This window comes from Brevundimonas sp. Root1423 (assembly GCF_001426805.1).
This window is the reverse complement of the sequence record NZ_LMFL01000034.1, coordinates 230,474-251,485: the sequence shown is the minus strand read 5'-3', so window position 1 is coordinate 251,485 and position 21,012 is coordinate 230,474. Positions and strand designations below refer to the sequence as shown.

The following is a 21,012-nucleotide window of genomic DNA, read 5'->3' as shown; positions in this document are numbered from 1 at the left end:
TTTATCCGGCGAGGAAACCGTGCGTGGGCGGTCAATGACCGGCGCGCGTTCCGCTGATCCTGCCGTCGACCGGACGCTTCGGCCCGGGGTTCGACAGTTCCGCATGGGCGGCGCGCAGCTCGCGTACCCTTTCGCGGCGCTGGCCCCAGTGGTCGTTGAATTGCCCGATGGCGATACGCAGGGCGTCGTTCCGGGCCTGAACGCTCAACGGCGTTTTCGCGCCGTGGTCGCCGTGGTGATCGTCGCCGCCCTTGTGACCCTCGCCCGGGCCGTTGTTGACGATGACGGTGACGCCGCTCGCGGCGGCGGGCGGAGCGTCGTGATGTCCATGCTTTTCGTCATGGCCCGCGTCGTGTGCGTGATCTCCATGCGGCTTGTGCGCCGCCTCGCCATCGAGCGCCTTTTTCAAAGCCTCGGTGGTCTTGCCCACGCCGCCGCCCACGCCGAGGGTCTTGCCGAGCCGGCTTTCGATGGTCCGCAGCAGGGCGGAGGCCTTGGCCGAAAGGGTGTCGCCGTTCGCCTTTATGGCGTCCCGGGCGGCGTCGTCGATGTCTTCCCAGATCGACTCCGCGGCGTCCGGGCGTGAGGCCTTGCCGCCCTGTCCGATGTACCAGCCGATCAGCAGGGCCGCGGCCAGTCCCAGCAGCAGGGCGCCCCAAAGGACCGGGTCCGCGCCGATCATCAGGGGCGCGTCCAGCGGCGCATTGGCGGCGTCGGCGGTGGCGAAGTCGGCGCCATAGGCCATGCGGCTGTCCCTCCCGGTCTGCGCGTGCGCGTTCGGACGCATCTTGCCCTGACGGCTCAGCTTGGCAACGGGAAAGGTTAATGGCGGCGCGGTTCCGGGTCAGCGCGGCGCAGTGATCAGCGCCTTGGCTTCCGCACCCGTCCGTGCGCCGATGTCGCGCACCTCGACCTCGACGGCGATGGCCCCCTCGGGTTCATGGGCCCACAGGTAGCGCCGCTCGATCTCGACCTCGCGGCCCGAGGGGGCGAAGCCTGTGAAGCTGTCGCCCCATGGCGTCACCGATTTCATGTCGGGCCACGGCAGGGCGCAGGCGATATCCAGCTCCTCGATCGCCATGGCCGACAGCTCGTCATCGTTCACAGCCATCGGCGCACCTTCTGTCGGTAGGCGTCGTAGGCCGCGCCGAATTTAAGGGACAGGTAGCGCTCCTCGCGCCGGATCACGAACCGGTCGATCACGAACAGGCAGGGGACCAGCAGGATCAGAGCGATCCAGCTGTTCATGGCGATGGCCAGCCCGACGTAGGTCACCGCGAACCCGAGATAGATCGGATTGCGGCTGAACCGATAGGGGCCCTCGCTGATCAGGGCGGTCGACGGCTTCCACGGTTCGACCGCCGTGCCGCGGCGACGGAACAGGCCCGCTGCCATCCCGTCCAGCAAAAGGCCGCCGACGATCAAGGCCAGGGCGACGCCGCGACGGACCTCCATCTCCAGCCCGAAGCCGGCCGACAACCAGTCGAGGCCGGCCTCGACCGCTTCGGGCCGCGCGCCGAGTTCGGCCAGCCCCCAGCCGAGGAACAGGAAGCCGAGGTAGATGACCGGCGGCGGGGCGAGAACGCCGGGCGTGTCGGGCTTCTTCATGGCCGCAGCACTTCGTCGCCGTATATGGCCACCCGCGCAGGTTCGCTGGACGAGACCGCGCCGCGATACATGCCCGAGGTGGTCATGGCGAACGCGGGTTGGCCCTGCAGGTCCATGACGATCACGCCCCCCGAGCCGCCCAGCGACAGGGCGTCGTCGACCTCGGCCTGACCGGCGATCTGGCCCGAGGCCCCGGCGTGGATGCGGCTGCAGATGTCGCGGGCAACCGAGGCGCGGATGTAATATTCGCCGTCGCCTGTAGCCGACACGGCGCAGCCGTCGCGGTTGGAAGCGTAGGTGCCGGCGCCGATCACTGGCACGTCGCCGACCCTGCCCCAGCGTTTGGCGGTCATCCCGCCGGTCGAGGTGCCTGCGGCGAGGCGACCTTGGGCGTCCAGGGCGACGGCGCCGACCGTGCCGAATTTGCGTTCGTTCAGCGGCGGGGCGGGCAGATCGTTCGCGGCCTGCGGGCCGGGCGCGCCGGCCGGGCGTTCGGGGATGGGCAGGTTCTGCTGGCGCAGGGCGCGTTCCAGCCCCTGCCAGCGGCGCTCGGTGAAGAAGAAGGACGGATCGACCTGCTCCAGCCCGACCGAGGCGGCGAAGCTGTCGGCACCCTGACCGATCAGCATGACATGGGGCGAGCGCTCCATGACGGCCCGGGCCGCCGCGATGGGGTGACGGGTGGTGGTCAGGCCGGCGACCGCTCCGGCGGTCAGGTCGGTCCCGTTCATCACGGCGGCGTCCAGCTCGTTCCGGCCGGCGGCGGTGAAGACGGCGCCGCGTCCGGCGTTGAACAGGGGATCGTCCTCCATGACCTGGATGGCGGCCTGCACCGCATCCAGCGCGGCGCCGCCGCTGGCCAGCACCGCCGACCCTGCGTCCAGCGCCTGTTTCAGGGCGGCCCGATAGGCGGCGTCCTGTTCGGCCGTCAGGCTTTCGCGCTCGATCACCCCGGCCCCGCCATGGATGGCGAACGACCAGCGCGGCGCCTCCTGGGCCATGGCGGGCGCGGCGGATAACACGAGCGCGACGGCGGCCGGAACGAGATGGGCGAGGGACATGGTCAGCCTTTCGAAATCGAGGGGCGAACCTCGACCAGACGCGGGCTCAACTCAAGGGGCCGCCGCAACAGGGGCAGCCGTCGACCTCCACGCCGAACAGGGCGCGGATACGGTCGGGAGCCAGCGCACGCGCTGGAGTGTCCATTTCGGCCCAGTCCGGGCCCAGAGTCAGCACGCGGTCGGCGCGCGCGGCGAAGGGCAGGTGGTGGGTCGAGGCGATGACGATGCGGCCTTCGCTCGCGAGCGCCCGGATCGCGGTCTCAACGGCCTGGGCGTGGGCGGGGTCCAGCAGCGCAAGCGGTTCGTCCAGCACGCAAAGCGGCGCGTCCTGAACGAACAGCCTTGCGATAAGGACAAGCTGCTGTTGACCGCTGGACAAGCGGTCGAACGGGCGGTCGGCCAGATGGGCTATGTCCAGCCGGTCCAGCGCCGTGCGGGCGGCGTCGAGATCGGCAGCCGCGAGGCCCGAAGACCAGCGCCGCAGGTGCGACCGCCCCAGCGCCGTCAGATGCAGGACCGAAAAGCCGGCGTTGACCGCGCCCGGCGCCGGCAGCCAAGCCGCGCGCGGCCGCGCGACCGAACCCGCCAGCGGCGGCAGGAGCCCCGCGAGGGTCTTGAGCAGCGTTGTCTTTCCCGCTCCGTTCGGACCGATCACGGCGACGACCGCGCCGGGCGCAATGCTCTGATCCAGCGGCGGCAGTCGGAAACCCTTGCCGTCTCTCGCGGCCCGTCCGGCGACCAGACCCTGCAGCAGCAGGTCGCTCATGACCGCCTCGATGCGGCGACGAACAGGAACAGGAAGGCCGGGGCGCCGATGGCGGCGGACAGCAGGCCGACAGGGATTTCAGCGGGACCGAAGGCAGTGGCCATGCGGTCGATTATGAGGGCGAACAGGGCGCCGATTGCCATGGATGCGGGGATCAGCTGCCCGGCTCTGTCGCCGACGATCAGGCGTGCGGCGTGGGGCGCCAGAAGGCCGATCCAGCCGACGATGCCGGCGAGGGCGACGGCCGCCGACGTCATCAGCGCGGCCGCCGCCAGCGCCGTCACCCGCAGGGCGCGCGCCGACAGACCGAGCGACCGCGCCTGCTCATCCCCGAGCGACAGGACGTCCAGCCGGAAGCCGAGCCAGAGCAGGATCGCGCCGCCGAGGCAGATCGGCCCCAGCGCGAACAGCGCCTCGGCCAGCGTCGCCCGCGTGAACGAGCCGAGCAGCCAGTAGGTGATCGCGGGCAACTGCGAATAGGGCTCCGCGACGATGACCACCAGGCCGAGCCCGGCCGAGGCTAGCGCGCCCGCGACCACACCGCACAGGATCAGGGCCAGCCGCCCGTCGCCGCTGCGGGTCAGGGCCGCGCATCCCATGGCCAGCCCGCCGATCGCCAGCCCGCCGGCGAAGGCCGCGCTCTGCACCAGCACCGTTCCAGCGCCGAGCAGCAGCGCCACAGCCGCGCCGAGGCCCGCGCCGGACGAAACGCCCAGCAGATCGGGCGCCGCCAGCGGATTGCGGAACAGGATCTGGAACCCCGCGCCCGCTCCGGCCAGCGCCGCGCCGCAGGTCAGGGCGGCCAGCAGTCGGGGCGCCCTTAAGGTCAGGACCAGTTCCGCTTCCGGCGCGCCTCGACCGATCAGCGCCGCCAGAAGGTCGGCGGCCGGGATGGCCAGCGGCCCCGTCGACAACACGACGGCGGCCCCCATGAGTGCGAGCAAGGTCAGGGTCAGTGCGGGCAGGGCGGCCTTGAGACGGTTCACCAGACCCATCGCGGCTGGGCGACCTCGACCGGAGCCATGCCGTAGAGGCGACGGCTCAGCGCGCCGACGATCATGGTCGACCCCTTCGGATCGGCCAGCCACGCGCACCCCAGCAGGCGGTTCACCGAAGGCGGGCGGTCGACCCAGCCGAAAGGCCGGTCGGGCAACAGCAACAGACGACGGCGCTCGCCGTTTCCCCGCCAGCGCCAGGCGGGATCGCGCCGCACCGCCTCGGCGAACCCGCTGTCCAGCGTGACCAGAACCTCGGGGTCCCAGGCGGCGACCTGCTCGCGGGTCACCCGTCCGATGTCGCGCGATCCCTCGGCGACATTCGTCCATCCCGCGCCTTCGAGAACTTCCGTGGCGAGCGCCCCGCGGAAGCCGGTTTCCAGCCCGTCCGCGCCGCGTGCGTAGTAGAAGCCCGGTCCCGACGGTGCGCGACGCCAGCGCTCCAGCACCTCGGCCGCCTGATCGGCGAGGGGATCGGCGTTGCGGCCGGCTTCCAGCAGGGCGCCGGCCTCGCGGATCGCCTCGGGGATCCGGGTCAGCGATCCGTCGATCAGCCGCCAGTCCGCCCCCAGCCGGGCTTTCAGCCGCTCCGCGAGCGCCTGGTATTCGGGATCGGTGTTTCCGTAGTCGATGATCAGCCGCGGCTTCAAGGCGGCGATGGCCTCCAGATTCGCCTGCCGATTATTGCCCGTCAGGCCGCCGAGTTCCGGCAGGTCGGCGGCGAGAGCCGGAAGCGCAGACAGGGCGGCCGGCGCCGGTCGACGGGGCCAGCCCGCCAGCCGTTCACGCGCGACGGCCCAGACCAGCAGCGCCGCGGGCGATCCCGCCGCGACGACGTCACGGCTGTGCGCGCCGCCCGGCGACGAGCCGCGGGAACAGCCGGACAGGGCCAGGGCGCCGCCGAGGCCGATCAACGCTGACCTGCGAGTCGTGGTCATCAACCGCCCCATGCTGCGAATCTTGCGCATCGTGCCGACCCGCGGCCCCGGGCGCTACCTCCAACCAATTTACCCTTAACTCTTGTCCGGTCTTGCTCCGCGTGCTGCTTATGCGCCGATCGCGCGTCAGGTGGGGCGCAGCAACAAGGGAGTGAGCCGTTGAGTAGGACGGACGCAGGGGGCGCGCTTACAGGGCGCAACGGGCTTGAAGCCCGACAGGTCGCAGGAGGCCGGGCATGAACATCGTTATCATCCTGGGCCTGATCATCACCTTCGCCACCGGCATTCCGGTGTTGATGCAGATCCTCAAGAACCATCCGCGCGGACTGATCATCCTGTTCTTCGCCGAGATGTGGGAGCGTTTCTCCTACTACGGCATGCGCGGCATCCTGATCTTCTTCCTGACCCAGCATTTCCTGTTCGACGACGCCACGGCGGGTTCGACCTACGGGTCCTACACCTCGCTGGTCTACCTGCTGCCGCTGGTCGGCGGCATCCTCGCTGACCGCTTCATCGGCACGCGCAAGGCCATCGCCTTCGGCGCGGTCCTGCTGGTCGCCGGCCACGGCCTGATGGCTTTCGAGGGCCGTCCCGCGACCGAGACCCTGACCTACGCCGGTCAGACCTATGAAATCTCGGCCGAAGGCCGCGGCGCCGATCGCGACGTCAACATCGTCGTCGACGGCCAGAAATACGCCTTTGGTCCGGCCGAAACCGGCGGCATCGCCGTGACCGGTCTGCCGGCGACTTCGGCTCTGCCCGCGACCTTGGCGGAAGGGTCGTACGTCATGACCCAGACCCGCGACCTCCGCAGGGCGACCCCCGTCGCGATTCCGGCTTCACCCTCTACTACTACGGCATCAACCTCGGGGCCTTCTGGGCCGCGGTGCTGTGCGGCTATCTGGGACAGACCGTCGGCTGGTGGGCGGGCTTCGGCCTCGCTGGCATCGGCATGGCGCTGGGCTGGGTCGTCTTCATGCTCGGCAAGCCGCTGCTCGAGGGCAAGGGCGAGCCGCCCAACCCCGAGATGCTCAAGCGTCCGATGATCGGTCCGCTGAACCGCGAATGGTCGATCTATCTGCTTGGCACCCTGGGCGTCGGCCTGGTCTGGTTCCTGGTCCAGCGCAACGCCCTCGTCGGCACCGTGCTGACCATCGCCACGATCGCGTCCCTGCTTTTCATCCTCTACGTCATCATCAAGGTCTGCCAGACCAAGGCCCAGCGTGAGCGGATGATGCTGGCCGTCGTGCTGATCTTCGGCTCTGTGGTCTTCTTCACCCTGTTCGAACAGGCCGGCACCTCGCTGAACCTGTTCGCGGACCGCAACGTCGACCTCAGCCTGACGCCGACGGCGTTCAACTTCCTCGGCATCACCGTCGGTACACCGGCGCAGCTGGCCGCGGCGGGGATCACCCCGACCGGCTTCTGGATCGACGCCACCATCACCGCCGCCCAGACCCAGTCGTTCAATGCGGGCTTCATCCTGCTGTTCGCACCGATCATGGCGGCGCTGTGGGCCTATCTGGCGAAGCGCAACATGGATCCCAACCCGACGATGAAGTTCGGCCTCGGCCTGCTGCAGGTCGGTCTGGGCTTCATGGTGGTGGTCTGGGGAGCCGGCATGGCCGACTCCGCCTTCCAGATGCCGATCGTGCTGCTGGGCCTGCTCTACATGTTCCACACGACGGGCGAGCTGTTCCTGTCGCCGGTGGGCCTGTCGGAGATCACCAAGCTGTCGATGCCGGCGGTGGTCAGCTTCATGATGGCCGTCTGGTTCCTGGCCAGCTCCATCGCCCAGTTCGTGGGNGGTGGGCCTGTCGGAGATCACCAAGCTGTCGATGCCGGCGGTGGTCAGCTTCATGATGGCCGTCTGGTTCCTGGCCAGCTCCATCGCCCAGTTCGTGGGCGGCTGGATTGCCGGTCTGGCCGGCACGGAGACCGTCGGCGGTCAGGTTCTGGACCCCGGTCTGGCGCTGCGCACCTCGCTCGAGATCTTCGAGAAGCTCGGCTGGGGCGGCATGGCGATCGGCGCCTTCTTCATCCTGATCAGCTTCTTCATCAAGGGCTGGTCGCATGGAGCCAATGACGCCGGAAACCACCCGGGACCGACCCTGACCGACCGCGGTCAGGAAGACGGCAACGTCGCCAAACCCGGAACCAGCACCGCGGGCTGATCCAGCCAGCGCCGATAACAGAAAGGGCGGGGCCTCGCGGCTCCGCCCTTTTTTCGTGCGCGGGGGGGCGCACGTCAGTTGTGGGGTTGGGGACGCCTTCTTCAGAAGGTCTTTCTTATCTGGAGGAACAGCCAGGGGCTCATCTGCGTGCGGCGCACCTCGCGGAAGGCGAGGGGCGCGGTGTCGCGCGGCCCCGAATAGATTTCGCGGTTGTAGCCGATCTTGCGGTTGGTCGCGTTTCCGAGGTCGAGCCGAACCGTCAGATCGCTGCGCGGCTTCCACTGGCCGAAGGCGCTGACGCCGGGCTCAGCGTAGAAATAGCGGATCTCCCGCACGCGGTAGTCAGCGCCCTTGTCGACGTTGCAGCCGTGGTCGAAGCCATAGGACCAGCGGCCGCCCTTCAGATCCTGATTGAAGGCGATGCCGCAGCCGAAGGCCTGGTTGCCCTGGAACCGGCGTTCCTCGCCGGTGACCGGATCGGTCACCGCGGTCGACGACCAGCTCCCGCGCACCTGCAGACGGCCGTTGGGCACGCCCAGCTTGTCGGTGGGCAGGGTCAGGCGCGTCTGGAAGAACCTGGCCGTTCCGTCGCCGATATTACCCACGCCGTCGAAGCCGCCGACCAGCGGGATGACGTCGACGACGTCCTCGAATTCCGCGTACTGCCAGGTGAAGTCCAGAACGCCTTCGCCCCAGAAGCGGCGCTCGTAGATGGCTTCGAGCACGGTCGATTTCTGCGGTTCCAGATCGGGGTTGCCGCCCTCGACCTGGCCGATGTCGATATCGGCCGAGGCGACGAAGTCGCCGAAGTCCAGCTGGCCGACTTCGCGTTCGGCCCGGAATCGGAACTGCTGGCCGGCCCACGGCGTCCAGGTCATCTGGATGCGGGGCTTGGGGAAGACGAAGGATTTGGACTCGTTGCTGTCGCCGGACTGGCTGATTTCTGACACCTCGACCCGGACGCCGGCTTCCAGCGTGAATTCCGGATTGGGCCGCCAGGTCGCCTGACCAAACACCTCGCCGCGCAGCTCCTCGACCCGAACCGCGGCCGACGGCAGGGGGATGACCACGCCGTTTTCTTCATAGGCGTTGGCGCTGTCGAGGAAGTTGAAGGCGATCTCGCCGCCCGTCTCGACCGCGTACTGGTCATTGGGCCGGTAGCGCAGGGTGGCGCGGGCGATCGTTTCGCCGGCCGTGGCGTCGGCGGTGAAGGTCGAACTGTCGCCGCCGCCGACCGAGACGCCGGTGTATTCCTCGGTCCCGTAGCGTTGCAGACCGGTCAGCTCCAGCCCCATGCGAGGGCTCAGATCGCGGGTCCAGTTGACGCCCAGCTCGCCCGTGACTTCGTCGGCTTCCTCGTCGTTGAAGCTATCGCTGCCGGCGCCGGAGCGGATCAGCAGGTCCTGCGAGTTCTCGTTACCGAACCAGCCCAGCAGGCCGTTGACCTTGAGCAGGCCGCCGGCCACGCGGCGCTGAACCGCGCCCGTCGCCCGCACCGTTCGGATGCGGTCCCAGAGCACCAGATCGGCGTCCTGGATCAGATTGCCGGCGGGGTCGTAACGGCGACGGAAGCCGTCGCCGGTTCCGTCGGTGCGATCGGTGAAGGCGTTGATCGAAGCCTCGATCTGATTGTCTCCTTCGCGCCGCGACCAGCGGGCGGCGACGACGGGGCCGACATAGCCGTCGGGATAGAAATAGGCGTTGGCCTCAATGACCCGCTCGGTCACGACGGTGCGCACCAGAATGACGTTGGCGATCACCGAACGCCCCTGCATGTCGATGCCGGGAGCGCCGCCGCGGATCAGTTCGATGCGGGCCACGCCCGCGGCCGAGATGCGGCGCAGGATCTGGTCGAGGCTGTCGCTCTTGGTCGAGGGGCGGGCTCCGTCGATCAGGACGTTGCCGGCGGTGCCGGCCAGACCGCGCGTACCGCTGTCGCCGGTGTCGAGACCGAAGCCGGGCAGGCGGGCGATCATGTCCAGGGCGGTGTCGGGCCGCGAGTCTGCGAAGAAGGCGGGTTCGAAGATCAGCACGCCCTGCTGGGCCGCGTCGACTTCCGGCGCGCTCTGCGCCGGGCCTGTGGGGATCGGCGCCTGGGCCGCCGACTGGGGCGTCGCTGTCTGCGAGGGGGAAGTCTGCGCCGCGGCTGGCGCTGCAAGGGCGCACAGGGCCGCGCCCGTCAGCCAGACTGCTTTTTTCATCGACCCTCTCCCTGTTGCAACGAAGGTGCGCGAGGGCCTGCGGGGTCTCCAGTTACAAGCTGTACAGGTGGATTAAATCGCCGACAGGCTTGGGGCGACCCGAAGGCCGCCCCGCTTTTGCTTGATCAGAACGTCTTGCGCAGGCGCAGGGAGACGAAGGTGCGGGGGTCGATGTAGCGGTTCTCGTAATAGGAGACCGGGCGCGCGGGGGTGCGATCGGCGAAGACCGTGCGCTGGACCTCGAAATCGTCCCAGATGTTGATCTGGGCGCGCAGCGACAGGGTGGGGGTGTGTTTGTACTCGGCCCACAGCTCGAAATAGTCGGCGCCGCGGAAGCCCGAGGTCTGGTCGGGATCGTAGCTGAACTGGTGCAGCGTCGCGATATAGGCGCCCCCCCACTGCAGTTTCCAGGAGTTGATGTCCTGGGCGATGGTGAAGACCGGCTGCGACGGACGGACGCCCGAGATGGGACGAATTTCCCCCGTGGTCGGATCGGTCACCTCGGTGTGAACCCAGGTGTTGCGGAAGCCCAGCCGGCCGCCGGTGAAGCCGAACTTGTCCATCGGGACCAGAATGTTGACCGCCAGCTGGTCCGACGTGCCCTCGCCGATGTTGCCGACCGCCGACAGGCCGCCGTCCAGGGGAATCACATCAATGGCGTCGACGATCTCGTCGTGGCGCAGGCCGATGCTGATGATGCCGTCGGTCCAGAAGCGGCGCTCATAGGTGACCTCGGTGATCCAGCGCTGCTCGGGCTCCAGATCGGCGTTGCCGCCCAGCACGTTCTCCTCGTCCAGATCCGAAGAGGCGGCGAAGTCGCCGAAGTCCAGCTGGCCGACTTCGCGTTCGAAGCGGAAGCGGAACTGGTTGTCCGGCATCGGCGTCCAGGTCGCCAGCAGGCGCGGTTTGGGGAAGAAGAAGCTCTTCTCCTGCTCGGCGTCGCCCGACTGGGTGATGGTCGAGGTCTCAAGCCGCAGGCCGCCTTCGACGGTCAGGGTCGGACGCACCCGCCAGGTCGCCTTGCCGAACGCCTCGCCGCGCAGTTCCTCGACGATGACCGAGGCGGAAGGCAGGGGCACCCCGACACCGCCGACCGTGAAGGCCTGTTCGGTGTCCAGCATGTTGTAGGCGATCTCGCCGCCGCCCTCGAAGGTCAGGGCCGCCGAGCGTTCCAACCGAAGGAGGCCCCGGGCGATGGTTTCGGAGGATTTGCCCTCGCTGACGAACAGCTGTTCGGCGCTGTCGACGCCGTTGATCCGGCTCCGGGCGGTCGATGTCGATTCGAAGTCGTTGAACTGGTGGATGAAGCGGCTTTCCAGCGTCATCCGCGTGCTCAGAGGGCGCGTGTAGACAGCACCGAATTCGCCGCCGGCGCCCTCGTCGGTGAACAGGTTTTCGCGCCGGACTGTGGGGGCGGTCTGCAGGGTGATGCCCTGGAAGTCATTGAGTCCGTAACGGGCTGTCAGATCGATCTTGCCGCCGTACAGGGGCGTGGCGAAGTTGCCGCGGATCGAGGTGCCGCCGCCGTACTGGTCGTTGTAAAAGTCCTCCTGGCGGAAGATGACGCCGTTGGCGTCGCGGCGGATGACCGGGCCGACGCCGTTGGCGTCGCTCATCGAGATGCCGTCGCTCAGCGTGACGCCCCACGTCCGTTCGCCTTCCTTTGCCGTGAACTGGTAGCTGGCGCCGAACAGGTCCTGGCCGCTGCCCTCGAAGATGTTGGCGTTGGCGGTGAAGATATGCTGGCGGCTGGACTCGGTCTTGGTGATCACGTTCACGACCACCGCGAAGCCCTGCATGTCGATGCCGGGCGCGCCGCCGCGGATCAGCTCGATCCGCTCGACCTGGCCGGCGAGGGTGCGGCCCAGAACGGCCGAGCCGGTGTCGTTCTTGGAGGCCGGACGCGAGCCGTTGATCAGGATGTTGCCGACGGCGCCTTCGAACCCGCGGCTGCCGTCGCCGTCGACGACGGAGAAGCCCGGAACACGGTTGACCATGTCCAGCGCCGAGTTGGGCCGCTGGTCGGCGAAGAAGGCGGGCTCGAAGATCAGCACGCCTTGTTGCGCTGCGTCCGCCTGGGGGGCGGCCTGCTGTTCGCTGGGCGTTTGGGCGGATGCCGCGCCGGCGGTCAACAGGAGCGCCGTCGTCGCCAGCAGGATGGTCTTGGTCATTGCAGGATTCCCCTCGTCATGTGACGCGAGGTGTGGCTGTGTGTCGCGGCTTGCTCCAGTTACAAGACAGACAGGTGGATTAAATCGCGTACATCATTACGGCTCAGTCATGATTGTGTTCTGATTTAGTCTTGCCATTACTCGGTTATCTTGGGCGAAGAAGGTATAGCGGTGAAGTTCTTCATATACAGCGCGTTCTCTGTCGCCCTTTTGGCTGGAGCCGGCGCGGCCGGCCTGGCCGCCGCGCAGACGCCGGTCGCCGAGGAACCGGCCGCCTCTACGCTGGACGATGTCATCATCACAGCGCGCCGGGCCGGAGCGCCGATGTGGACCGTCGAGCGCGGCGACAGCGTCGTCATTCTGGTGGGGTCTATCGAGGGCGTGCCCCGTGACTACATCTGGCGGCCCGAGGCTCTGGAGGCGGCAACGCGTGAGTCGCAGCGGATTCTCTATCCGATGGAGGCGCAGGCCTCGGCGGCGGATCTGCTGCGCATGCTCTGGCGCATCCGAACCATCGCCCGCCTGCCCAACGGAACGACCATCGCCGACCACGTGCCGCCCGAACTGCTCGCCCGGCTGGAGCGGCTGAAGGCTGACGAGCGGTCCGACGCCTGGCGCACGCAGAGTCTTGTCGGACTGAGCTTCGATCTGTTGCGGGACGCGGGGCGCGAGCGCCGCGGGCGCGGGGCCCCGGCGGTGGTCAAGGATGCGGCGCGGACCGCGCACGTTCCCGGCGAGCCGGTTGGCGTCGTGCGGGGCGATGAACTGATCGACAATCTGATCACCCTGCCGCCCTCAACCTATCTGCGATGCATTGAGGCGGCCACGGACGCAGCCGAGGCGGGTCCCGCCGGCGCTGTGGCGCGGCTGAACGCCTGGAGCGGGCTTCGGGTGGCGGAGGTGCTGGCCAATCCGCTGGATCGGGCGTTCGGCCTTTGCTGGCCCAGCGGCGATCCCGACATCGCGCCGGTGCTGCGGGCGCGCTGGGCCGAGGCGACGAATACCGCCCTTGGCCAGCCGGGCGTGACGCTCGCGGTCGCCCCGCTGCGCATTCTGGCGGAGCCGGGCGGTGTGCTGGATCAGCTCGAGGCGCAGGGGCTCGATCCCCGCGGACCGGAGTGGAGGCCGGCGCCCTAGACCGCGGTGCCGCCGACCGTCAGGCCGCCGATCTTGAGGCTGGGCTGGCCAATGCCGACGGGGACGCCCTGACCGGCCTTGCCGCAGACACCGACGCCAGGGTCGAAGGCGAAGTCATCGCCGATCATCTGCACCCGCTGCAACGCCGTCGCGCCGTCGCCGATCAGGGTGGCGCCGCGCACCGGAGCCGTGATCTTACCGTCTTCGATGAGGTAGGCCTCGGTGCACTGGAAGACGAATTTGCCGTTGGTGATGTCCACCTGGCCGCCCCCGAAATTGGCGGCGTAGAGGCCGCGCTTCGTCGAGGCGATCATGTCCGCCTGCCTGTCCTTGCCGCCTTCCATGAAGGTGTTGGTCATGCGCGGCATCGGCATGTGGGCGAAGGACTGGCGCCGACCGTTGCCGGTGGCGCGGGCGCCCAGCTGGCGCGCCGACATCCGGTCGTGCATCAGCCCGACCATGATGCCGTCCTCGATCAGGACGGTGCGCGAGGTCGGCGTGCCTTCGTCGTCGATCGACAGCGAGCCGCGGCGGCCCGCGATCGAACCGTCGTCGACCACGGTGACGCCCGGAGCGGCGACGCGCTTGCCCATCATGCCGGAGAAGACAGAGCTTCCCTTGCGGTGGAAATCGCCCTCGAAGCCGTGGCCGATGGCTTCGTGCAGCAGGACGCCGGGCCAGCCGGCGCCGAGGACCACGTCCATTTCGCCGGCCGGGCAATCCACGGCTTCCAGATTGACGAGGGCCTGGCGCAGGGCCTCGTCGACCTGACCCTGCCAGCGATCCGGTGCGATCCAGGTTTCGAAGCCGGCGCGGCCGCCGGCTCCGGCCGAGGCGCTCTCGCGCTTGCCGTTGGCCTCGACGGTGATGGAGACGTTCATCCGCACCAGCGGGCGAAGATCGCGCATCAGTCGGCCGTCGCCGCGCAGGATCTCGATCTGGCGGCGCTCGCCGATCAGACTGGCGGACACCTGCACGACCCGCGGATCACGGGCGCGGGCCCAGGCGTCGATCTCGGTCAGCAGCGCGATCTTGTCCGAGAAGGCGGGCGAGGCGAGGGGATCGACCGCGTCGTAAAGCTGCTGGTTGGTGGCGCGCGGCGCCTCGGCCGTGACGCCGGCGTGGCCGGACCGGGCGAGGGAGGCGCTGTCGGCGGCGCGGCGGATGGCGGGGCCGCTGATCTCGTTGGCGTGGGCGTAGCCGGCGGTCTCGCCCGCCACGACCCGAAGACCGAAGCCTTCGCTGGCGTCGTATGCCGCGGATTTCAGCCGGCCGTCGTCGAAGACCAGCGATTCGCTCTCGGAGCGTTCGAGGAACAGTTCCCCGTCGTCGGCGCCTTGTAGCGCGCCCTGGAGGATGGAGAGGGCTTCATCGGCGCCGACGTCGGCGCTGTCGAGAATGGCGGGAGGCGATACGAGGACGGTCATGGGCTCCAGATAGGGTGTCAGGAGCGCCGCGTCACCGTCTCCTCTCCCTCCCCCGCGCAGGAGGAGGGAGGGAGGCCGGTGTCAGTCCTGCCGGACTTCGCCGAAACCGGAGACTCTCTGGGTCAGTTCAGCAGGCCGTTCGGTCAGAATGACGTCGCCGGAGCCCGAGACATTGATCTCGGCCTTGCCAGTGGCCGCCACGCGCGCATCGCCGAAGCCGCTGATGTCGACGGCCGCATCCCTGGTCGTCAGGCTATCGAGGTCAGCCTCGCCTGAACCGGAAATCTCCAGCTTGACGGTATCAGTCCGACCCGTGGCCTCCACCCCGCCGAAACCCGAGACCGCCAAAGTCAGCACAGGCTGGTCATAGTTGCGGATTTCGAGGTCGGCCGAGTCGGTGAGTTCGAAGGTGTTGATCGACGGAGCCGTGACAGTGATTTTCAGGGTGCCGTCTGCTCCAATCGGATTCCCGTCCTCGTCCCACCTCCGGGTTCCGACGTGGACGCTGACCGACCGCGTGTTGGGACCACTGCCGTCGCCTTCGATCGTCAAGCGACCGTCGATGAGGCGAACCCGATCCACCATCGCCTTCGGCCCGGTAACCCGAACACCGGCCTCGGCTCCCTGCACATAGGTCACCTCGCCAGGAACATCGATCTCCAGCCGCTCGCCGCCGGTCCAGGCGAGATTGCGGGTTACGGCCGCCCCCTCTTCGCCCCGACGGAAATCAATGGTGTGGTCCTCGCCGTCGTTGTCTCTGAAGGTCCATTCCCAGCCGTGCCGGGCCAGCTCGTTGCCCCCGATGGCGGCGGCTCCGGACAGGGTGGCGACGCAGAGCACCAGACTGGCGCCCGTGATGATGAGAAGCGTGCGGATCATGTCTGTTCCTCCCTCAGAACTTGCCGTCGGCCGGGGACTGTTCCCCCAGCGCGGGCTTCAGCAGGCGATAGTGCAGGCGCGCGTACCAGACGGTCGCGTTGACCAGCAGGATGGTGACGATGGCGGTCAGGGCGCCCAGAGCCGTGGCCCCGGCCATCAGGCCGATACCGCCCAGGATCGCCGTGGCGACGCCGCCCGGGAAGCCCGCGAACGGACCGGCGATCATCACCGCGCCCCCGCCGATGAACAGTCCGACGGCGGCCATGAAGAAGCCGAACAGGACGCCGACCACGCTCATGAAGATGGGCAGCAGGATCAGCAGGTCGATCGCGCCCAGTCCCAGGACCGCGAAGACGGCTCCGGCGGCGGCCGACGGGTTCTTCTCCTGATGCCAGCGCTGGGCTCCGGCCTCGGCGCGCAGTTCGCGGGCGAGACGGTCGGGATCGCCCAGGGCGGCCGCGACCTCGGCTTCGGAACGGCCGGCGGCGGCTCCGTCCTCGAAATGGGTCTCATAGTCCGAGGCGATGTCGGCGGCGGCGGCGGTGGGCATGCCGACCAGTCCGCGGCGCAACCGGCCCATGAATTCGGCGCGGGTCATAGTTCAGCTCCCTTGTCGGCTTTTTTCGCAGGCGTGACGGCAGGCGTCGCGCCATCGAGGACGGTTTCCACCGCGCGGGCGAAGGCGCGCCATTCGGCCGTCTGGGCCTCCAGGGCGCCACGGCCGGCGTCGGTCAGACGATAATATTTGCGCGACGGCCCGGACGCCGATTCGACCATATAGGTCTCGACCTGTCCGTCGGACTGCATCCGCCGCATCAGCGGGTAGATCGTCCCTTCGCCCATGTCGATCGCATCGGACAGGGTCGCGGCGATCTCGTAGGCATAGCTGTCATGCCGGTTCAGAAGCGCCAGAACGCATAGCGTCAGCACTCCCTTCTTCAGCTGTATCTCGATTGTTTCGGGCACCGGGGCGTCCTCCTTTGATGCCCAAGACGTATCGCAAGGTATCTTGTTGCGCAAGGTAGCTGTCATAACATGACGAGGAATTAATCCGGGGGCCGATGGCCGCACCGACGCGCAATCTCTTGCTGATCGCTTGGCAAGCGTCAGACGGGGCGATATGGACCGCCCGAAGAACCGCTGCGGGCGTCAGTCCGGGCGCCTGCTTGCGATTGTCTCGCAAGCGTTTGCGACGAAACGTATTTATGAGGATGTCTCGCATGGGGATGGGCACGCGGGCCCGGGCGCTGATCGGCGGTGGTTTCACCGCCCTTTGCCTGGCCGTATTCTCCGCCACGCCGACGTGGGCGAAGGAACTGGTGGGTCAACCGACTGACGGAGCCCTCGGGCTGCAGCCGGCCGCCTCGCCGCTGAAGGTTCAGGCGCACTTCTTCCACGACATCATCCTGATGCCGATCATCACCTTCATCACCCTGCTGGTGCTGGGCCTGATCGTGTGGATCGTCGTTCGCTACAACAAGAAGTCCAACCCGGTTCCGGCCAAGTGGAGCCACAACACCCTGGTCGAGGTGATCTGGACGGTCCTGCCGGTCCTGATCCTGGTCGGCATCTCGCTGTTCTCGTTCCGCCTGCTGTTCGCCTACCACGACATGCCGACGCCGGACCTGACGGTGAAGGCGACGGGTAACCAGTGGAACTGGGCCTATGAGTATCCGGACCAGGGCATCGCGGAATACGTCTCCAACATGCTGCCGGAAGACGAACTGGCCGAGCGCGGCATGCCGCACAGCCTGTACCGCCTCGCCGCCGACGAGCCGATCGTGGTGCCGGTCGGCAAGACGGTCCGCGTGCTGGTCACCGCCGCCGACGTCATTCACGCCTTCGCCCTGCCGGCCTTCGGTCTGAAGACCGACGCCGTCCCGGGCCGCGTCAACGAGACCTGGTTCCGCGCCGACCGCGTCGGCACCTTCTACGGCCAGTGCTCGGAACTGTGCGGCGTATGACGCCGAAGACTCCGGAACAGGCTCCCGGCGGCACCGCCGCCCAGGTCGCCGCCGGCACCACCGGAGCCCCGACGGTCKCCGAAGGCGCCGTCGCCGCCCCGACTTCCATCCCGACGGTCGGCGCTCCCGCCGCCGCCGCCCAATCCGCTGCCCCCGCCCCGGCTCCCGCCGCGGCGCCGGCGGCCCAGTAACGATCCGCGAGAGCCCCCAGATCATGGCCACCGCAGCCGAAAACCTCGCCTATGACCACGACGGTCATGACGACCACGACCACAAGCCGGGTTTCTTCACCCGCTGGTTCCTGTCGACCAAYCACAAGGACATCGGCACGCTGTACCTGCTGTTCGCCATCATGGCGGGCCTGGTCGGCGGCATCCTGTCCGGCTTCATCCGCCTCGAGCTGGCCGAACCGGGCATCCAGTATTTCGTCGCCGGCGGCCTGATCGACAAGCTCGGCCTCGTTGAGGCGTCSMAGCACGGCTACAACGTCACSGTCACCGCCCACGCCCTGATCATGATCTTCTTCATGGTCATGCCGGCGATGATCGGCGGCTTCGGCAACTGGTTCGTTCCGATCATGATCGGCGCGCCGGACATGGCCTTCCCGCGCATGAACAACGTTTCGTTCTGGCTGCTGGTCGCGGCCTGGGTGCTGCTGTGCCTGTCGATGTTCGTCGACGGCGGACCGGGSMAGGGCTTCGGCGGAGGCTGGACCATCTACCCGCCGCTCTCCACCACCGGCCACACCGGCCCGGCCATGGATCTGGCGATCTTCTCGCTGCACGTCGCSGGCGCCAGCTCGATTCTCGGCGCGATCAACTTCATCACCACCATCTTCAACATGCGCGCGCCGGGCATGACCCTGCACCGGATGCCGCTGTTCGCCTGGTCGGTGCTGATCACSGCCTTCCTGCTGCTGCTGTCGCTGCCCGTCCTGGCCGGCGCCATCACCATGCTGCTGGCCGACCGCAACTTCGGCACCAGCTTCTTCGACCCGGCCGGCGGCGGCGACCCCGTCATGTTCCAGCACCTGTTCTGGTTCTTCGGCCACCCCGAGGTGTACATCCTGATCCTGCCGGGCTTCGGCATCATCAGCCACATCGTCTCGACCTTCTCGAAGAAGCCCATCTTCGGCTACCTCGCCATGGCCTACGCCATGGTCGCCATCGGCTTCGTCGGCTTCATCGTGTGGGCGCACCACATGTACACGGTCGGCATGAGCGTGAACCTGCGCGCCTACTTCATCGCCGCGACCATGATCATCGCGGTGCCGACGGGCGTGAAGATCTTCAGCTGGATCGCCACCATGTGGGGCGGCTCCATCAGCTTCAAGACACCCATGCTCTGGGCGATCGGCTTCATCTTCCTGTTCACCGTCGGCGGCGTGACCGGCGTGGTCCTGTCCAACGCGGGCATCGATTACAGCCTGCACGACACCTATTACGTCGTGGCCCACTTCCACTACGTGCTGTCGCTCGGCGCCGTCTTCGCCATCTTCGGCGGCTTCTACTACTGGTACGAAAAAATGTTCGGGGTGAAGTACAACGAGTTCCTCGGCTGTGCGCACTTCTGGATCATGTTCGTGCGTGAACCTGGTCTTCTTCCCGCAGCATTTCCTTGGCCTGCAGGGCATGCCGCGCCGGTATGTGGATTACGCGGACGGCTACGCCTACTGGAACCACGTCTCGTCGGTCGGCTATGCGATCACGGCCGTCGGCGTGCTGGTCTTCCTGGTCATGCTGGCCGAGTCGGCGATCCGTCGCCGCAAGGGCGTCGCCAACCCGTGGGGCGAAGGCGCCACGACGCTGGAGTGGACCCTGTCCTCGCCGCCGCCGCACCACCAGTTCAACGAGCTCCCGGTCGTCAAGAGCGACGACCACTAGAGGCCGGCTGAACCGGAACTGACATACGGGGGCCGCTCTTTCAGCCGAAAGGGCGGCCTCTGGGTTTTTGAAAAGCAAATGACCGAAACCGCCCCCCAGCCCGCGATCTCGATGGCCCAGCCGGAAGACTTCTTCCAGCTGCTGAAGCCGCGCGTGATGTCGCTGGTGGTGTTCACCGGCGCCACCGGCCTGGTGGTGGCCAGGGGCGGCATCGACTGGATCTCGGCGGCCATCGCCATCCTGTGCATCGCCGTGGGCGCGGGCGCGGCCGGCGCGCTTAACATGGCGCTGGAGGGCGAGACCGACGCCCTGATGCGGCGCACCCGCGGACGGCCTGTGGCGGCCGGACGGGTGAAGAAGAACGATGCGATGGCCTTCGGCGTCATCCTGTCGATCTTCTCGGTCATGCTGCTGGGCATGACGACCAACTGGCTGGCCGGCGGCCTGCTGCTGCTGACCATCGTCTACTACGCCGCCTTCTACACGATGCTGCTAAAGCGGCGGACGCCCCAGAACATCGTCATCGGCGGCGCGGCGGGCGCCTTCCCGCCTGTGATCGGCTGGGCGGCGGCGACGGGGACGGCGCCGTGGCAGGCGTGGCTGCTGTTCCTGATCATCTTCCTGTGGACGCCCCCGCACAGCTGGGCGCTGGCGCTCTATTCGGCTGGCGACTACGCCAAGGCGGGCATTCCGATGATGCCGGTGGCGCGGGGCGCCAAGAGCACCCGTCTGCAGATCCTGCTCTACACCCTCGTCTTCGTCCCCGTGGCGATCGCGCCGGGCCTGACGGGGCTGGGCGGCCTGCTGTATCTGGCGGTGTCGGTCCTCGGCGGGCTGGGCTTCCTGTTCCTCGCCGTCCGCCTGTTCCGCAGCCGCGCCGGGGACCAGCCCGACAAGGCCGAGGCCGTGGGGCGAGAGGCCGCATTGTATGATGTCCGCGCCGAGGCCAAACCGGCCCGAAACCTGTTCGCCTTCTCGATCCTGTATCTGATGGCGCTGTTCGCGGCCTTGCTGGTCGAGAGCGTCGCCGCCATCCCCGGACTGTAACGACCATGACCCGCCTGACCCCTGAACAGCTGAAAGCGCGCAGCAAGCGCAACCTGGCCATCGCCGGGGCGCTGGTGGCCTTTATCGTGCTGGTCTTCGGCGTGACCGTGCTGAACCTCAAGCGCAACATCGACGCCCGCAAGGACGCAATCTCCGCCGGACAATCCGTGGGCTACGCGGGATGAAACTGTCGCGGAACGCTGTCGCCATCGCCTGCGTGCTGGGCGTCATGTTCATGACCGGGGCCGCCTTCGCGGCCGTGCCGTTGTACCGGATGTTCTGTCAGGTCACGGGCTTCGATGGCACGGTGATGAAGGCCGACAAGGCCCCGGACCAGATCCTAGACGAGACGGTGCTGATCCGCTTCGACACCAACGTCCGCGACCTGCCGATGACGTTCCGCGCCGAGCAGGTCAGCCAGCGGGTGCGAATCGGCGAGACGGGCATGGCCTATTTCGACGTCACCAACACCTCGGACAAGCCGATCCACGCCACGGCGTCCTACAATGTCGTGCCGGAACGCGCCGGGCCCTATTTCCAGAAGCTGCAATGTTTCTGCTTCGACGGGCAGACGATCCAGCCCGGCCAGACGATGAAATTCCCCGTCCAGTATTTCGTCGCGCCCGAGATGGCGACGGATCGTGAGAGCCGCGGCGTCCACGAAATCACCCTCAGCTACACCTTCTATCCGACCAAGGCGGCCGACGTGGCCGCCGCTGCCGGCAAAGCTGGCGCCCAAGCCACTGGCGCAGCCGGATAGC

Annotated in this window: 17 protein-coding genes and 4 pseudogenes; 8 read left to right on the top strand and 13 right to left on the bottom strand. The window is 68.0% G+C overall.

Annotated features, from left to right (window positions below; translation table 11 throughout):
- Positions 1 to 31: 31 nt before the first annotated feature.
- Genes ASD25_RS19770 through ASD25_RS30620 form a run of 7 tightly spaced genes read right to left on the bottom strand, consistent with a single transcriptional unit; the run spans position 32 to position 5,368 of the window.
- Positions 32 to 787, bottom strand: coding sequence for a hypothetical protein (locus ASD25_RS19770; protein WP_156389387.1), 756 nt, complete (start codon positions 785 to 787; stop codon positions 32 to 34).
- Between the two features lie 57 nt (positions 788 to 844).
- A complete protein-coding gene (locus ASD25_RS19765; protein WP_056619911.1) occupies positions 845 to 1,111 on the bottom strand; it encodes a hypothetical protein in 267 nt (88 codons plus the stop codon).
- Positions 1,102 to 1,608, bottom strand: a complete 507-nt coding sequence (locus ASD25_RS19760; RefSeq protein ID WP_056619908.1) for an isoprenylcysteine carboxylmethyltransferase family protein — start codon at positions 1,606 to 1,608, stop codon at positions 1,102 to 1,104. Before ASD25_RS19760 ends, ASD25_RS19765 begins: the two co-directional genes overlap by 10 nt.
- Complete coding sequence (locus tag ASD25_RS19755) at positions 1,605 to 2,669, bottom strand: isoaspartyl peptidase/L-asparaginase family protein (RefSeq protein ID WP_056619905.1); 1,065 nt, start codon at positions 2,667 to 2,669, stop codon at positions 1,605 to 1,607. The genes ASD25_RS19760 and ASD25_RS19755 overlap by 4 nt, the downstream gene beginning before the upstream one ends.
- Positions 2,670 to 2,715: 46 nt before the next feature.
- On the bottom strand, positions 2,716 to 3,435 hold the full coding sequence (locus tag ASD25_RS19750; RefSeq protein WP_082572522.1) for an ABC transporter ATP-binding protein: 720 nt from the start codon (positions 3,433 to 3,435) through the stop codon (positions 2,716 to 2,718).
- A complete protein-coding gene (locus ASD25_RS19745; RefSeq protein WP_162252089.1) occupies positions 3,432 to 4,421 on the bottom strand; it encodes an iron ABC transporter permease in 990 nt (329 codons plus the stop codon). The genes ASD25_RS19750 and ASD25_RS19745 overlap by 4 nt, the downstream gene beginning before the upstream one ends.
- Complete coding sequence (locus tag ASD25_RS30620) at positions 4,418 to 5,368, bottom strand: ABC transporter substrate-binding protein (RefSeq protein ID WP_162252088.1); 951 nt, start codon at positions 5,366 to 5,368, stop codon at positions 4,418 to 4,420. Before ASD25_RS30620 ends, ASD25_RS19745 begins: the two co-directional genes overlap by 4 nt.
- A gap of 236 nt (positions 5,369 to 5,604) precedes the next feature.
- Between ASD25_RS30620 and ASD25_RS19735 the strand changes: the two are divergent.
- Both ASD25_RS19735 and ASD25_RS32210 read left to right on the top strand, forming a co-directional pair.
- A pseudogene (locus ASD25_RS19735) lies at positions 5,605 to 7,174 on the top strand (peptide MFS transporter); the annotation flags it as partial.
- Position 7,175: 1 nt separating this feature from the next.
- Positions 7,176 to 7,542 (top strand): annotated as a pseudogene (locus ASD25_RS32210) (MFS transporter); the annotation flags it as partial.
- Positions 7,543 to 7,643: 101 nt separating this feature from the next.
- Here ASD25_RS32210 and ASD25_RS19730 read toward each other — a convergent pair.
- Both ASD25_RS19730 and ASD25_RS19725 read right to left on the bottom strand, forming a co-directional pair.
- Positions 7,644 to 9,743, bottom strand: a complete 2,100-nt coding sequence (locus tag ASD25_RS19730) for a TonB-dependent siderophore receptor (RefSeq protein ID WP_056619897.1) — start codon at positions 9,741 to 9,743, stop codon at positions 7,644 to 7,646.
- 125 nt (positions 9,744 to 9,868) lie between these two features.
- Complete coding sequence (locus tag ASD25_RS19725; protein WP_056619893.1) at positions 9,869 to 11,914, bottom strand: TonB-dependent siderophore receptor; 2,046 nt, start codon at positions 11,912 to 11,914, stop codon at positions 9,869 to 9,871.
- A gap of 171 nt (positions 11,915 to 12,085) precedes the next feature.
- Here ASD25_RS19725 and ASD25_RS19720 point away from each other — a divergent pair, with 171 nt between their 5' ends.
- Positions 12,086 to 13,051: a TraB/GumN family protein gene (locus ASD25_RS19720; protein WP_235562800.1), complete on the top strand. Its 966-nt coding sequence runs from the start codon at positions 12,086 to 12,088 to the stop codon at positions 13,049 to 13,051.
- Here the strand turns inward: ASD25_RS19720 and tldD are convergent.
- The 4 genes from tldD to ASD25_RS19700 form a co-directional block, all read right to left on the bottom strand.
- Entirely contained in the window at positions 13,048 to 14,478 is a 1,431-nt protein-coding gene (gene tldD, locus ASD25_RS19715) for a metalloprotease TldD (protein WP_056619890.1), read from the bottom strand. The genes ASD25_RS19720 and tldD overlap by 4 nt on opposite strands.
- Before the next feature lie 81 nt (positions 14,479 to 14,559).
- Entirely contained in the window at positions 14,560 to 15,357 is a 798-nt protein-coding gene (locus ASD25_RS19710; RefSeq protein WP_056619887.1) for a GIN domain-containing protein, read from the bottom strand.
- A 13-nt stretch (positions 15,358 to 15,370) separates the two neighbouring features.
- Positions 15,371 to 15,955 carry a DUF1700 domain-containing protein gene (locus tag ASD25_RS19705; protein ID WP_056619886.1) on the bottom strand — a complete coding sequence of 195 codons (585 nt, stop codon included), beginning with the start codon at positions 15,953 to 15,955 and terminating at the stop codon, positions 15,371 to 15,373.
- A complete protein-coding gene (locus tag ASD25_RS19700; protein ID WP_056619883.1) occupies positions 15,952 to 16,323 on the bottom strand; it encodes a PadR family transcriptional regulator in 372 nt (123 codons plus the stop codon). Before ASD25_RS19700 ends, ASD25_RS19705 begins: the two co-directional genes overlap by 4 nt.
- A gap of 254 nt (positions 16,324 to 16,577) precedes the next feature.
- Here ASD25_RS19700 and coxB point away from each other — a divergent pair.
- The 5 genes and pseudogenes from coxB to ASD25_RS19675 all read left to right on the top strand — a co-directional run bounded on the left by coxB (position 16,578) and on the right by ASD25_RS19675 (position 21,011).
- Positions 16,578 to 17,512, top strand: a pseudogene (gene coxB, locus ASD25_RS19695) (cytochrome c oxidase subunit II).
- A gap of 23 nt (positions 17,513 to 17,535) precedes the next feature.
- A pseudogene (ctaD, locus tag ASD25_RS19690) lies at positions 17,536 to 19,204 on the top strand (cytochrome c oxidase subunit I).
- 78 nt (positions 19,205 to 19,282) lie between these two features.
- Entirely contained in the window at positions 19,283 to 20,251 is a 969-nt protein-coding gene (gene cyoE, locus ASD25_RS19685; RefSeq protein ID WP_056619880.1) for a heme o synthase, read from the top strand.
- A 5-nt stretch (positions 20,252 to 20,256) separates the two neighbouring features.
- Positions 20,257 to 20,436 carry a hypothetical protein gene (locus tag ASD25_RS19680; RefSeq protein WP_056619876.1) on the top strand — a complete coding sequence of 60 codons (180 nt, stop codon included), beginning with the start codon at positions 20,257 to 20,259 and terminating at the stop codon, positions 20,434 to 20,436.
- Entirely contained in the window at positions 20,433 to 21,011 is a 579-nt protein-coding gene (locus tag ASD25_RS19675) for a cytochrome c oxidase assembly protein (protein WP_056619873.1), read from the top strand. Before ASD25_RS19680 ends, ASD25_RS19675 begins: the two co-directional genes overlap by 4 nt.
- The last annotated feature ends 1 nt before the right edge of the window (position 21,012 follow it).

Coding starts and splice junctions, on each gene's coding strand:
- ASD25_RS19770 (WP_156389387.1), bottom strand. CDS start 787: ATGCGTCCGAACGCGCACGCGCAGACCGGGAGGGACAGCCGCATGGCC.
- ASD25_RS19765 (WP_056619911.1), bottom strand. CDS start 1,111: ATGGCTGTGAACGATGACGAGCTGTCGGCCATGGCGATCGAGGAGCTG.
- ASD25_RS19760 (WP_056619908.1), bottom strand. CDS start 1,608: ATGAAGAAGCCCGACACGCCCGGCGTTCTCGCCCCGCCGCCGGTCATC.
- ASD25_RS19755 (WP_056619905.1), bottom strand. CDS start 2,669: ATGTCCCTCGCCCATCTCGTTCCGGCCGCCGTCGCGCTCGTGTTATCC.
- ASD25_RS19750 (WP_082572522.1), bottom strand. CDS start 3,435: ATGAGCGACCTGCTGCTGCAGGGTCTGGTCGCCGGACGGGCCGCGAGA.
- ASD25_RS30620 (WP_162252088.1), bottom strand. CDS start 5,368: ATGACCACGACTCGCAGGTCAGCGTTGATCGGCCTCGGCGGCGCCCTG.
- ASD25_RS19730 (WP_056619897.1), bottom strand. CDS start 9,743: ATGAAAAAAGCAGTCTGGCTGACGGGCGCGGCCCTGTGCGCCCTTGCA.
- ASD25_RS19725 (WP_056619893.1), bottom strand. CDS start 11,914: ATGACCAAGACCATCCTGCTGGCGACGACGGCGCTCCTGTTGACCGCC.
- tldD (WP_056619890.1), bottom strand. CDS start 14,478: ATGACCGTCCTCGTATCGCCTCCCGCCATTCTCGACAGCGCCGACGTC.
- ASD25_RS19710 (WP_056619887.1), bottom strand. CDS start 15,357: ATGATCCGCACGCTTCTCATCATCACGGGCGCCAGTCTGGTGCTCTGC.
- ASD25_RS19705 (WP_056619886.1), bottom strand. CDS start 15,955: ATGACCCGCGCCGAATTCATGGGCCGGTTGCGCCGCGGACTGGTCGGC.
- cyoE (WP_056619880.1), top strand. CDS start 19,283: ATGACCGAAACCGCCCCCCAGCCCGCGATCTCGATGGCCCAGCCGGAA.
- ASD25_RS19680 (WP_056619876.1), top strand. CDS start 20,257: ATGACCCGCCTGACCCCTGAACAGCTGAAAGCGCGCAGCAAGCGCAAC.
- ASD25_RS19675 (WP_056619873.1), top strand. CDS start 20,433: ATGAAACTGTCGCGGAACGCTGTCGCCATCGCCTGCGTGCTGGGCGTC.